We start from the raw sequence: 12,908 nt of genomic DNA, 5'->3' as shown, positions 1-12,908 counted from the left end.
CTGCGCCCTTTCTCGTTCAGGCACTCCGCCGGTCAGGCAACGCGGCCGAGGCGGTGGTACAGATTGGCATATTTGACCGATTCCGGCTGGTCCTGCACTTCCTTGAGATAATGGGCGATGGCGGTGCGGATCAGGCCGAAATCCTCCTGGCTGAAGACCGCGCGCGAACGGGCGGGCTGGGGCGCTTCCATCGTATCGGTCGTCATCTTCCTGTCCTTCCTGCCTTGTGGCTGTGCTGGTTGATGACAGCGATATTGACAGGTCGAAGGCAAAGCGGAAGGGCGATGAGTGGCCGCAAGTCACGTCGCGACTTGTTCATATTGTCAAATCATGACAATATGACCTTATGGCAGATGTGACCGACCGGAAGCTCTATCTCGGCCCCAAGCTGCGCGTGCTGCGCCGCGAGCTGGGGCTGAACCAGACGCGCATGGCCGAGGAACTGGGCGTGTCGCCCAGCTATCTCAACCATCTGGAGCGCAACCAGCGCCCCCTGACAGCGCAGATGCTGCTGCGGCTGGCCAATACCTATGACATCGACATTCGCGACTTCACCGCCAGCAGCCAGGATGGTGCGGCGAGCGACCTGGCCGAGATATTGTCCGACGCGCTGGTGCGCGACATCGGCATCGCGCGCGACGAAGTGCTGGAGGTGGCGGAAAATTATCCCGGCGTCAGCGAGGCGATCGGCCGATTCTACCGCGCGCTGGCCGATCTGCGCCGCCTGCCCGAACAGATGCAGGCGAGCGGGCGCAGCGGCGCCCCTGCCCCGCTGGTCGCGCCGGTCGACTGGTGGCGCGAGACGGTGGCCAAGGCCGGTAATCATTTCGCCGAAATCGACGCCGCGGCCGAAGGGATCGCCGCGGAAATGGAGGAAGACCCGGCGCTGTTGCAGGCCGGGTTGCGCGCGCGCCTGAAGGAACAGCACGGCATGACGGTGCAGATGGTGCGCGCCGATGTGCTGGCCGGGACGGTGCGCCATTATGACATGCACCGGCGGCGGTTGATGCTGAGCGAGCGACTGCCGGCATCGGGGCGACTGTTCGCCATGGCCTATCAACTCTGCGCGCAGGAGATGGCCGACCTGATCGCGGCACAGGTGACGCGCACGGCGCCACCGGACGAGGACAGCCGGCGGCTCGCCGTCATTGCGCTGACCAACTATGCCGCCGCGGCGCTGATCATGCCCTATGACCGGTTCCGCCAGGCGGCGGAGGCGAGCCGGCACGACCTTCCCCTGCTGCGCGCGCGCTTCGGCGTGTCGACCGAGCAGCTGGCGCACCGGCTGACCAGCCTCAACCGCACCGGCGCGCGCGGCATCCCCTTCTTCATGGTGCGGATCGACCGGGCGGGGATCGTGTCCAAGCGCTTCGATGGCGAGGCCTATCCCTTTGCCCGCTATGGCGGCACCTGTCCGCGCTGGGACGTGCATGCGGCCGACGCGCCCGACATCGTGCTGCCGCAGCTGATCGAGACGCTGGACGAGCGGCGCTTCCTGACCCTGGCGATCGCCCTGCCCCGTGCCGATGGCGCGCACGGGCGGCAGGTGATTGCGCTGGGCTGCGAGGCGAAACATGCCGGGCGGATCATCCATGCCGACGGCATCGATACCGAGCGCGACGATGCGGTGACGGTGGGGCCGACCTGTCATCTGTGCGAGCGGCGCGATTGCCCGGACCGGGCGCGGCCGCCGGTGACGCGCGCGCTGGACCTGCACAGCTATGAGCGGACCGCCAGCCCCTTCCCGTTCCGGCGGGTATGATGGGCGCTCCGCCCCGCCCCCGTCACTGAGAGGGGCCCCGACCGTCGCCGGGATGAAGGGGGCGGAAACGGAGCGCCTGCCGTTAACCCTCAGGCAGCTACGGGTCTGGGTTGGGGCGATCGGGCGGAGCGGTTCTTCACGCGGCGCATCGGCAGGTTGCGGCAATGGCGCTTGAAATAGACGATCTCCAGCAGGGTCGGCCAGATTTCGAGCGAGGAGCGGATCAGCCCAACCTCGTCATCGACCATGCGGCTGACATTCTGCTGGAAGAAATCCGGCTCGAAATCATAGAAGGTGCGTGACAGGCCGGCGGCAAAATGGCCCAGCGCATCGCGCCGCTCGGTCGTGCGCGCGTCGGCCATGCTCTTGAGCACCCGGTCATGCAAGGCGCGGGCGCTGTCCAATATCTCCTCGCTGTCCTGAAGGCTGACCGCGCCGTCATAGTCGAAGGCGATCGACCATTCGTCGGTGCGCTTGAGGCTGGTGCGGATCTTGCGCTTGAGCAGGCCGCAGATCGCCTCGTTGAACACCTCCGACGCCAGCGGATTGCGCATATAGCTGTTCTTGATGTGGGTCTGGGCGGAATCGACATGGGCCGAAACCATGTTCGACTGCTGGATCCACAGGCGATAAATATAATCCTCGAACCGCAAGCGGGTCGGGAAGAAGGGCGGCAGGCCTGTGCGATTGTCATAGCCCGCGACGCCGCAATCCATTCGCCAGTTGAGATTGGTGAGGCAGGGGCGAAAATTGACCAGCACATAGGTGTCGTTGAGCCGTTCGGCATCGACCTCGTCCGGATCGTCGAGGAACATGTCGACGAAATCGACCGCGTCGATATCGTTGGTGCCGGTGCGGAAGGTCTGCGCCATTTTCACCACCGCCGAGCGGGGCAAGCGCCCTTCCTGCAGGGTCAGGCTGTTTTCCCGCGCGAAGCCGAGCGAATTGTTGGATTCCAGGTCCATGGCGCTGTCGATCACCAGTTCGCCCTGGTCGTAATTGGCCGGCGCGTCGGCCACCGTCTTGCCCAATATGTCGCGGAAGGACTGGAGGATGTCATAGGATTTGCGGCAATGGCCATTGGCGCCGCGCGGGATGGTCTTGCCCCGGCTGATTTCCCGTTCGCCCAGCGTTTCCGGGCTGTCCTCGATCAGGGCATAGGGGCGCATGTCATCGTCGGCGCTGACCATCAGGTCGCCCAGCGTATACATCAGGGTGAAGTTGCGGTTGCCGCCATAGCTGGGGCGGAAGAGGTTGCGGACCAGCACGTCGAGCTTGCGGTCGCGCAGCCGCTTGCAGATGTAGGAAACGAACTGCTCCTTTTCGGCCGGGCCGACATACCAGAGGTCGTTGACCGTCTTGGTCGCCTCCAGCGCGCCGAAATATTTGTCATGATTGGCGACCGAGGAATCATCGAAGACGATGATCGGCGCGGTCTGGCCGCTGCGGGCAAAATTCTCGTCATAGGCCTCGACGGTCGCGCCGACGTCGCGCAGGCGATAGGTCGGGATCACGAAATGCAGGTCGCGTTCGCTCACAAATTTGTCCTTTGGGGATATGGGAATGGGGGTCAGTCGCGCCGGGCGCGGGCGGCCAGAAAGGCCGCGAGCGGGGCGCGATCTTCGGCCAGACTCAGAGGATCGCGATGGCCGTCGCGCTGCGCCTGGCGCCGGTCGAGGTCGCGGCGCCAGCCATCGCGCAGGCGCACGCCCTGGCAGAGCAGCAATATGCCGAGGCTGGCGAAGCTGAAGCTGGCGAGGGCCAGCGCCATTTCGAGCGGCGCCGATGCCGGGCCGTCCAGGGTCAGGGCGCGATGCAGCAGCGAACTGCCGGTGGCCGCGCCGACGAGCAGCAGGCCCAGGCCGCGCCAGGCGAGGTCGCGCCGGGTCATGATGCCCGGCTCCGTTGCCGTGCCGGAGGAGCCAGGGTGGCGCGCGGCCGGATCGACAGGCGTCCGGTGAGCCGTGGCCGATCGCTGCGCCGCCCGGCATCAGCAGAGGCGGCAGGAGGAGGTCGGTGGGTCATGGGACAAGGGACTTAATGGCCCCCGTCGGTCAAATTCCAGCCGACCTCCGGCCCGTTTTCATAGTATTTGCATAGGGATGATCAGCGGCCGCCCAGCAGGCCGCTCTTCACCGTCAGTTGCAGCATCACCGCGCGCGGGGCGCCGAGCGAACCCAATATGTCGCCTTCGCGCACGGCGTTGGTGCCGGTGCCGGCTGCGCTCGCGCCCACCACCGATCCGCCGACGATGATCAGCTTGTTGGTGAGGTTGCGGCCGATCAGCGACAATTCCCAGGGCTTGCCCGCGCCGCCATTGATCGACAGAGCGGCGTTGAGCTGGGCATAATCATCCTGCAGCGTCCTGCGGTTGCCCTCCGTCTGGGTGACATAGGCGCTGCTGTAATTGAAATCGACCGACAGCGATCCGCCGAGCCGGTCGGCAAAACTATGGTCATAGGTGAAGCCGCCGGTGATCGCGATTTCGGGCGCGCGGAACAGGCGTTGACCGGTCTGGTCCTGATTCTGATAGGGATTGGCCGCCGTGCCCCAGGTCGATTGCGGCAGATTGGGGTTGAGCGGATTGAGATTGCAGCCCTGGGCGATCGACTGGCCCGCATAGCAGCCACCGATGAAATCGGTGTAGCGGGCGTTGTTGTAGGCGATCGCCGTGTTGAAGGTGAGGCCCGCCAGCGTGCGCGGCCGGATGGTGAGGCTGAGCTCCGCGCCCTTGATCTCCGCCCCGCCCGCATTCTGGGTCAGCTGGGTGAAGGAAGCATTGTCGTAGCGCGACAGCTGGAGCCCGCTATATTTATAATAATAGCCGACCAGATCGTAGAGGATCTGGCGATCGGCGACATAGCCCTTGGTGCCAATCTCGCCGCCCTTGGCGGTCATCTGGTCATAGGACAGGTCGATCGCGGCGCGGCTCTGGTCGGCATCGGTGCGCAGCCGCGTCGGCACGGTGTTGAAGCCACCCGAGGTGAAGCCCTCGCGATAGGCGGCGTAGATGGTGCGATCGCTGTCGGGACGCCAGGTCAGCGTCACGTCGGGCGAGAAATCACTATAATTCTGCTTGGGACCGAGAATCTGGATCGGGCTGCCGAGCGAGGTGCCGGTCAGCGACTTGTCTTCCCAGCTATAGCGGCCGCCAACGGCCAGTTCGAGCGGCTCCGCGATCTTGTAGCGCAGCTGGCCGAAGACCGACGTCGCCTTGGTATGGACGTCATAATAGGTCGATCCGACCACGAAGGGCGTGCCGAAATTGGTGGTGAAGGCCTGACGCGTGAGGAAATGGGCGTCCTGGAAGAAGCCGCCGACGAGGAAGTTCAATGGCCCGTCATAGTCGGACGCGAGGCGCAGTTCCTGGCTGAAGCCCTTGGCGGTGATGTCGTTCGACGCGCCGAAATAGGGATTGTTGGAGAAGGTAAAGCTGTCGACCGAGCGTTCGCGCAGACGGTAATAGCCGGTGACCGAGGACAGGGTATAGGCGTCGCCCAGATCCTGGTCGATGCTGAGCGAGGCGAGGAACTGCTTCGACTTCATGAAGGGCACGCCGTCGCCATAGCTGGGATCGCTGGCCGCAGTCGCCGGCGCGAGGATGGCGTCGTAGAAATTGCGGTTCAGCGTGCAGTCGGTCGAGCCATAGCGGCTGACGCCGGCGGGGCAGTAGATGATCTGGCTGAGGCCGGTGGGGCCGACGCCGTCCCGTTCGCGCTGGCCATAATTGACCTTCGCCTTGATCCGGGTCGATCCGCCCGCATCATAGGCGAGCGTGCCGCGGACGAAGACATCTTCGGAATTGAGGCTGTCGGCGCCGCGCCCCGGCGTGATGCCGGCGATCGGTTCGGCGACGTTGCGGAACCAGCCATCCTCCTTGGAATAATAGCCGACGACGCGGGCGGCGAGGCCGTCGGTCAGCGGCACCGAGGCGCTGGCCTCGACAAAGCGCTGGTCGGCCATGAATTCATAGCCGGTGCGCAGCTTCGCCTCGAAATCCTTGCCCGGATCCTGGGAGATGAGCGAGACGATGCCGCCTGGGCTGTTCTTGCCATAGAAGAGCGCCTGCGGCCCCTTGAGCACCTCGACCCGGCCAAGGTCGATCTGCCCAAGGCGGATGGCATTGCCATAGCTGATCGGCACGCCGTCGAAATTCAGGGTCACGGCGGTTTCGGTCGAGGGGTTGGAGATGCCGGCGCCGATACCGCGCAGGTTGATCGAGCCGCCGACCTGATTCTGCGATTCGGCGATGACCAGTTGCGGCACCTGCTGGCTGATCGCCTGGAAGCTGGTGGTGGCATAGCGTTCGATCTGGTCGGTCGAGAGGGCCGATACGGCAACCGGCACGTCGATCAACCGCTCGTCACGCTTGCGGGCGGTGACGATGATCTCCCCTGCCCCGGCGTCAGCCTGGGGCGCGGGTGCGGCGGCGTCCTGCGCCTGTGCGGTTGCGAGCATCAGGGCCGGGCCGGCAGCGACAGTCGCCAGCAGACGGCCGATCAGGGCCTGCTTCATATCATCCTCCCATTGGGTCAGGCCTTGTCGACAATGCCGCAAGGCTCATTCCATTCGGGACGATTATGATCCGAGGCTAATGGTCAGGCAAATTCGCCAAATTGACCGACGGGGCAAATCATCATCAGAAAAACATGCAGATCAACATGTTGATCAATTGCACATAAGCGCCGAATTTACGGCAACTTTGATCCGAATATCATCGGACGCTTCCGTCGATATTCACGATTCATGCACCACATCAAGGCGCATCGCTTTGACGATATATGGCGATCTGCCGGCTGATCGAGATGAACGACAGAAACGAAAAAGGGGCCGCCGGGCAGGCGACCCCCTTCGATATTCCTGTCACGTCGCCCGTACGGCGAACGGGCGACGGCCGATCAGTCGGCCTTGGACTGGAGATTGACGGCCGCGTACTTGCCGCGACGATCGACTTCCAGTTCGAAGTCCAGACGGTCACCCTCGTTCAGGGCGCCCATGCCGGCGCGTTCGACAGCGCTGATGTGGACGAAAGCGTCCGGCTGGCCGTCATCACGCTGGATGAAGCCGAAGCCCTTCATGGCGTTGAAGAACTTGACCGTGCCGCTGGCGCGTTCGCCGGTCAGCTGACGCTGCGGGCCACGCTCTGCACCACCGAAACCACCGGCGCGGGGTTCGCGCGGTTCACGCGGCGGCGCACGATCGGTCACGGGGAGCGGTTCGCCGTCGATGACCAGATCGGTCGCCGACACCTTGCCACCACGATCCACCAGGGTGAAGCCGAGCGGCTGACCTTCGGCCAGACCGGTCAGACCGGCCTGCTCGACCGCGCTGATGTGAACGAACACGTCTTCGCCGCCATCGTCACGAACGATGAAGCCGAAACCCTTCTGGCCGTTGAAGAACTTGACGACACCCTTGCCTTCGCCAACGACCTGGGCCGGCATGCCGCGACCACCGCCGCCGCCGCCGCCAAAGCCGCCACCGCCGCCGAAGCCACCGCGGCCACCGCCGCCGAAACCACCGCCGCCGCCGAAGCCACCGCGATCACCACCGCCGAAGCCACCACGACCACGATCACCACCGCCGAAGCCGCCACCGAAGCCGCCGCGGTCACCAAAGCCACCGCCGCCGAAGCCGCCGCCGCTGCCCTGGTCGTAGAAATTGTCGTCGCCGAAACCGTCGCGCTTGTCCTTGCCGCGCCCGCCGCGGCGCCCTCTGTCAAAACTCATGCCCTGTTAGTCACTTTCGCTTCGCCCCAAGACACATTGGACAAACATGTCGGGCGAATGACATGCACAATCCACCGCAAAGTCGCGGTTTGGGAATCACTATATCAAGTTTTCCGGGCAGCGCGAATGATTTCGCATATCGGGCAAAAAGAGCGCCCGCAGCGCCGATTTACAGGCCCTATCTGCCAAAGCCTTGATTGCGATATGGCCCGTTTCCCCATAGAGGGAAAAGTCATGACCGTCCATTTCCATGAAGAAGATCTGCCCGAGGGCGTCCTTGCCCCCGGCCCGATCGCCGTCGATACCGAAACCATGGGGCTAATCACCCCGCGCGATCGCCTGTGCGTCGTCCAGATCAGCGACGGCAAGGGCGATGAGCATCTGGTCCGCTTCAACCCCGGCAGCGATTATGCCGCGCCGAACCTGAAGGCGGTGCTGGCCGATCCGGAGCGGATCAAGATCTATCATTTCGGCCGATTCGATATCGCCGCGATCCAGCATTATCTGGGCGTGGTGGCAGCCCCCGTCTATTGCACCAAGATCGCGTCGAAGCTGGTGCGCACCTATACCGATCGCCACGGCCTGAAGGAGCTGGTCCGCGAACTGCTGGGCCAGGACATCAGCAAGCAGCAGCAGTCGAGCGACTGGGGCGGCCCGAACCTGTCCGACGCGCAGAAGGATTATGCCGCGTCCGACGTGCGCTTCCTGCACCAGCTGAAGACCGAACTGGACAAGCGCCTGATCCGCGAAGGACGGATGGAACTGGCCCAGGCCTGTTTCGACTTCCTACCCCATCGTGCGGCGCTGGACCTGGCGGGCTGGCCCGAGAACGACATCTTCTCGCACATGTAAGCGACAAGGCGGCAGGCAGACATGTCCATCCAGGCCGAGCAACAGCGCAACGTCCGCCGCCATTGGGCCCGGCCGGGTGGCAGCCATGACAAGCTGGTGCGCCTGCTCAAAAATTATCTGCCGGTGGCGGTCGGCGTGCTGACCGCCCTGCTGGCCATGGCCCCCTTCACCGGCGGCGACAAGGTCAGCTTCGTGCTCGACAAGAACAAGGTCGAGGTGGCGAAGGAGCGGATGCGCGTGTCCGAGGCGCTCTATCGCGGGCAGGACAGCAAGGGCCAGCCCTTCTCGCTGCGGGCCGGTTCGGCCGTGCAGAAAAGCTCACGCGAGCCGATCGTCGACCTGAACGACATGGCCGCGCGCATCCTGCTGCCCGAAGGACCGGCGGTGCTGAACGCGCAGAAGGGCCGTTACGACATGGAGACCGAGCGAGTCGCGATCGTCGGCCCGGTCCAGTTCGAGGCGGCCGGCGGATATCGGCTGGTCACCCGCGACGTCGGCATCGATTTGCAGACGCGGCGGATGAAGAGCGCGGGCCGGGTCGACGGGCGCATCCCGATCGGCACGTTCAGCGGCGACCATCTGGAAGCGGACATGAATGCACGCACGGTCACGCTCAACGGCCGGGCGACCTTGCGCATCGAACAAAATGGCCTCAAAGGGCAAAAGTGATGAAACGCACCCTCATCCTGCTGTCGACCGTTGCGCTGGGCGCGACCGGCCTCCTCTACGCCGGCGCCGATGCGCAGGTGTTCAAAAATCATGACAGCAATGCGCCGGTGAACTTCACCGCCGACCGGATCGAGGTGCAGGACCGCGCCGACCGGGTGGTGGTATCGGGCAATGTCGAGGTGACGCAGGCCGGCATGACGCTGAACGCCGCCCGCATGACCGTGGCCTACAAGCAGCAGCCCAATGGCGCGGCGAACACCGGCAATGGCGTGGAAATCCAGCGCATCGACGCGTCGGGCAATGTCGTCATCACCAAGGCCGACCAGACCGCGCGCGGCAATGTCGCCATCTATGACCTCAATGCCAAGCTGATCACCATGGTCGGCAATGTCTCGCTGACTCAGGGCGTCAACCGCCTGACCGGCGGACGGCTGGTGATGGACCTCAACAGCGGTCGCACCACGGTCGACGGCCGCTCGACCGGCGGCGCCGGCACATCGACCAGCCCCAGCGGCCGCGTGTCGGGCACCTTCACGGTGCCGCAGCGCAAGAACTGATCCGGGGCCCGCAGGCCAGGCGACGCGTTTCAGGCGGTCCAACGGCTGTCGATTGGCGTCATTGATGCCGGGCTTTGGCGGCTAACGACCGATAGTGTTGAAGAAGTCGGTGATTACCAGTTTCTGACGTTGGGACGAAGTCGGTTCCCGGTGTCACGCTGGGGCAATAGCCGACTGGATCGGGATGAGTTTCGCGAGCTTGCGTAGGTTCTGGGCTGTGGCTGCTAAGTGAAACTCATTTTTTGCGCTATTTGGTCCTCGTAGGCGCAAGCGATCGAGCTTCAGGATACGCTTGAGATGGGCAAACAGCATTCTCGACCTCCTTTCGCTCGCGCCGGGATGTGACATAGGCGTCGGTCGGGGACAGCATTGGGGCTTGAGGGCGCAGGATTGGCAGTCATGCTGACTGGCGCGGTAGCGCATGAAACCATCCTTATCGACGCCGGGCCGTGGGCTGACATAGTCCCTGCGATGCTGGACGAGGTGCTTGCCGCCGGGACAGACATAGAGATCGTTCCGGTGGTCATAGCGGAACGCGGTGTGCTGGAAGCTGCCGGTCCTGCGGCTTGCATGGTCGAAGACGGGGATATGCGGCTCAATGCCGCGCTCATGGACGAGCCAGGCAAGATTAGCCGCATCGCCATAGCCGGTATCGGCAGCTAACCGTTGGGGCCAGATGCCGGAGCGCTCCAGTGTCCTGTCGATCATCGTTCACTGCGCTGCCACCTCAGCCTGACGGATGGCGGTGCTGACCTCCACATCGACGATCACGGCATTAGCCAGATCGATGAGGTAGTTGGTGCTGTAGGCGAAGAAAGCCTGCCCACCATGGGCACCCGTCCAGCGTGCTGCCGGATCAGCCGGCCACAGATATTTGGGCGTGACGGGCGACGCCGCTCCGAAGGCCACCTCGTCGAGCACCTCCAGATACTCCCGAACAGCATGATTGACGATATCCGGCGAGAGCCCCTCTGCGCCGGGAACGCCGCACTGGCGATTGGCGTCGGCCTTGATCAGACTGGCGTCCACGGCAAAGCCTTCGCCACCGACCAGTCCTTCCTGGATGCAACGCGAGACGGTCATCTCGAACAGCTGCCGTAACAGATCACTGTCCCGGAAGCGGCCGTGCCGGTTCTTCGAGAATGTTGAGTGATCGGGCACGGATCCGTCGAGACCGAGGCGGCAGAACCAGCAAGAGGCCAGATTGAGATGCACTTCCTCGCACGGCCGCCGCTCAGGCCGGATTCCCAGACAATAGCCGATCAGTAGCATCCGGATCATCAGTTCAGGATCAATCGAGGGCCGGCCCGTCTCGCTATAGAATGACCGCAGCTTCTCCCAGATCCCGTCCAGATCAACGAAACGATCCACCGCCCGCAACAAGTGGCTCTGGGGAACATGATCTTCCAGGCTGAAGCTGTAAAACAGCGCCTCCTGCATCACCGTCCAATCACCCATCATCAGCCTGTCTCCTAACAACAAAGCCAGTGAATCAGAACCGCGCCATCACTGCAAAGACCGGGTCCTCAACACAACCCACCTATCCCGGCCCTTCGGCGAGGGTTGAATCTGTCCACGCCGGCCTAGCGCCGCTTCCCCTTCCTCTCGATCAGCACCGCCTGTTGCCAGCGGCTCGGCGCCTTGTCGGTGCGGTGGATGCAGCCGGCCCAGCAGCAGGGCCGCTTCTTGCCCTCCTGCAATTCCTCGACAGTGCGCGCAATGCGCCGCGCGCGGGTCGCGGCCTGCTTGGCATCCTCGACCCAGCAGATGAACTCGTTGCGGCCAAGCGGCGTCAGCCCCTGCCACAGCGCGAAGATGCCGGCGTCGGCCCGGATCGCCGCCTGCATGTCATCGGCCGCCTCATGCACCATGCCCTGAAGGAAATCGTCCGTCACCCAGCCTCTCCGATCATTGCGATGCGCAGGCTAGGCGGAAAAGGCCGGCTCCGCCAGCGCCAGACCATGCGCCCGGATCGCGCCGGGCCAGCCTTCCGCCGCCGCCTCGAACGCCGCCCTGTCCCTGGCATAAAGCGCGCGGATCGCCGCTTCATAGCCGGCCCGGTCGCCCGCCATCGCGGTCAGGAAATGATATGCCGCGTCCATCGCCGCGCGGGGCGATGGCTTGTCCGCGCTCGCCTTCACCGCATCCTCGACCAGCTGGCGCAACGTGGCGGAGGCGCCGCGCGGCTGCGCCGCCAGCCAGTCCCAATGGCGCGGCAGCAGGGTGATCTCGCGCGCCTGCACCCCCATCTTGGGTCGCCCCCGCCCCCGCGGCACCGCATCGACCTGCAGGTCGATATCCACCTGCCGCCCGGTGCGATCGTCGAACAGCAGGATATTCTGCGCGTCGTCCCCCATGGCCCGCAGCGCCGCGCGCACCTCATCCTCGTCGCCGGTCGCGATCCAATAGTCGCCCGAAAAGGCCGTCAATGGGCGGTCCATACCGAATCTCCTTCGGCACGGTATTTATTACCCGGATATAATAGAGTCAATAATATCCGGATTAAATTCCGATATCGCGCAGCTCGACCCAGGTCGGCGCATGATCGCTCGCCTTTTCCCGGCCACGAAATGCCTTGTCGACCTGGGCATCGACCAGCCGGTCGGCCGCCGCCGGGCTCAGCAGCAGATGGTCGATGCGGAAGCCCGCGTCGCGCGGCCAGGCCCCGGCCTGATAGTCCCAATAGGTCCACACGCCCCCGGCCGGATGGCGGGTCAGGATCGAATCGGTCCAGCCGTCGCCCAGCAGCCGGCGATAGGCCTCCCGGCTTTCGGGCTGCATCAGCGCATCGTCGGCCATCGCCTTGGGCGAATAGATGTCCACGTCGCGCGGGATGACATTATAGTCGCCGGCCAGGATGGCGGGCACTTCCTCCGCCCAGATTTCCGCCGCCCGCTCCCGCAGCCGCTTCATCCAGCGCAGCTTGTAATCGAATTTCGGCCCCGGCTGGGGATTGCCGTTGGGCAGGTAGATGCTGGCCACCCGCACCCCCTTCACATCGGCTTCCAGATAACGGCTCTGCTCGTCCTCGGGCTCGCCCTCCAGGCCCCGGCGCACCTCCACCGGCTGGTCGCCGCGCGCCAGGATGGCCACGCCGTTGAAGCCCTTCTGCCCGTGCCAGATCACGCCATAGCCGGCATCCTCGATATCCTTGACCGGGAAGGTCTCGTCGGATGTCTTGATTTCCTGCAGGCAGGCGATGTCGGGCCGGGTCTCGTCCAGCCATTCCAGCAGGCGCGGCAGCCGCGCCTTGATGCCGTTGATGTTGAAGGTGGCGATACGCATAATGGACCTGTCCCTTTCGCTGTCCACCTCCCTTTAGAGAAGTGGGCTGCGTCT

The 12,908-nt window shown here is 64.4% G+C and carries 12 protein-coding genes and 1 pseudogene; 4 read left to right on the top strand and 9 right to left on the bottom strand.

The window, feature by feature from the left end; genetic code table 11:
- Positions 1–32: 32 nt before the first annotated feature.
- Positions 33–206 carry a hypothetical protein gene (locus tag DIZ22_RS21575; protein WP_004208258.1) on the bottom strand — a complete coding sequence of 58 codons (174 nt, stop codon included), beginning with the start codon at positions 204–206 and terminating at the stop codon, positions 33–35.
- 140 nt (positions 207–346) lie between these two features.
- Between DIZ22_RS21575 and DIZ22_RS01585 the strand changes: the two genes are divergently transcribed.
- Positions 347–1,762, top strand: a complete 1,416-nt coding sequence (locus tag DIZ22_RS01585) for an XRE family transcriptional regulator (protein WP_048939519.1) — start codon at positions 347–349, stop codon at positions 1,760–1,762.
- An 89-nt stretch (positions 1,763–1,851) separates the two neighbouring features.
- Here DIZ22_RS01585 and DIZ22_RS01580 read toward each other — a convergent pair whose 3' ends face one another.
- From DIZ22_RS01580 to DIZ22_RS22325, 4 genes are all read right to left on the bottom strand, one after another.
- Positions 1,852–3,300 (bottom strand): hypothetical protein, encoded by a 1,449-nt coding sequence (locus DIZ22_RS01580; protein ID WP_010338328.1) that lies wholly within the window; start codon positions 3,298–3,300, stop codon positions 1,852–1,854.
- Between the two features lie 32 nt (positions 3,301–3,332).
- The gene (locus tag DIZ22_RS01575; protein ID WP_048939520.1) at positions 3,333–3,653 is read right to left on the bottom strand and encodes a hypothetical protein; all 321 of its coding nucleotides are present in this window, start codon (positions 3,651–3,653) and stop codon (positions 3,333–3,335) included.
- A gap of 215 nt (positions 3,654–3,868) precedes the next feature.
- Positions 3,869–6,277: a TonB-dependent receptor gene (locus tag DIZ22_RS01570; RefSeq protein ID WP_048939521.1), complete on the bottom strand. Its 2,409-nt coding sequence runs from the start codon at positions 6,275–6,277 to the stop codon at positions 3,869–3,871.
- Positions 6,278–6,660: 383 nt separating this feature from the next.
- Complete coding sequence (locus tag DIZ22_RS22325; protein ID WP_048939522.1) at positions 6,661–7,491, bottom strand: cold-shock protein; 831 nt, start codon at positions 7,489–7,491, stop codon at positions 6,661–6,663.
- A 234-nt stretch (positions 7,492–7,725) separates the two neighbouring features.
- Between DIZ22_RS22325 and DIZ22_RS01560 the strand changes: the two genes are divergently transcribed.
- Genes DIZ22_RS01560 through DIZ22_RS01550 form a run of 3 tightly spaced genes read left to right on the top strand, consistent with a single transcriptional unit; the run spans position 7,726 to position 9,569 of the window.
- Positions 7,726–8,343: a ribonuclease D gene (locus DIZ22_RS01560; protein WP_048939523.1), complete on the top strand. Its 618-nt coding sequence runs from the start codon at positions 7,726–7,728 to the stop codon at positions 8,341–8,343.
- A gap of 21 nt (positions 8,344–8,364) precedes the next feature.
- Positions 8,365–9,012 (top strand): hypothetical protein, encoded by a 648-nt coding sequence (locus DIZ22_RS01555; RefSeq protein ID WP_004208264.1) that lies wholly within the window; start codon positions 8,365–8,367, stop codon positions 9,010–9,012.
- Positions 9,012–9,569 carry an LptA/OstA family protein gene (locus DIZ22_RS01550; protein ID WP_004208265.1) on the top strand — a complete coding sequence of 186 codons (558 nt, stop codon included), beginning with the start codon at positions 9,012–9,014 and terminating at the stop codon, positions 9,567–9,569. Before DIZ22_RS01555 ends, DIZ22_RS01550 begins: the two co-directional genes overlap by 1 nt.
- A 153-nt stretch (positions 9,570–9,722) precedes the next feature.
- Here DIZ22_RS01550 and DIZ22_RS01545 read toward each other — a convergent pair.
- The 4 genes and pseudogenes from DIZ22_RS01545 to xth all read right to left on the bottom strand — a co-directional run bounded on the left by DIZ22_RS01545 (position 9,723) and on the right by xth (position 12,854).
- Positions 9,723–11,030: pseudogene (locus tag DIZ22_RS01545) on the bottom strand (IS1182 family transposase).
- 122 nt (positions 11,031–11,152) lie between these two features.
- Complete coding sequence (locus DIZ22_RS01540; protein WP_048939016.1) at positions 11,153–11,464, bottom strand: YdeI/OmpD-associated family protein; 312 nt, start codon at positions 11,462–11,464, stop codon at positions 11,153–11,155.
- Between the two features lie 30 nt (positions 11,465–11,494).
- The gene (locus DIZ22_RS01535) at positions 11,495–12,010 is read right to left on the bottom strand and encodes a DUF2239 family protein (protein WP_122927867.1); all 516 of its coding nucleotides are present in this window, start codon (positions 12,008–12,010) and stop codon (positions 11,495–11,497) included.
- 61 nt (positions 12,011–12,071) lie between these two features.
- Positions 12,072–12,854, bottom strand: a complete 783-nt coding sequence (gene xth, locus DIZ22_RS01530) for an exodeoxyribonuclease III (RefSeq protein ID WP_048939014.1) — start codon at positions 12,852–12,854, stop codon at positions 12,072–12,074.
- Positions 12,855–12,908: the final 54 nt, after the last annotated feature.

The organism is Sphingobium sp. LF-16, from assembly GCF_003711185.1.
Taxonomy (GTDB): domain Bacteria; phylum Pseudomonadota; class Alphaproteobacteria; order Sphingomonadales; family Sphingomonadaceae; genus Sphingobium; species Sphingobium yanoikuyae_A.
The sequence above is the reverse complement of the archived record's forward strand: the minus strand, read 5'-3'. Positions and strand labels throughout refer to the sequence as shown.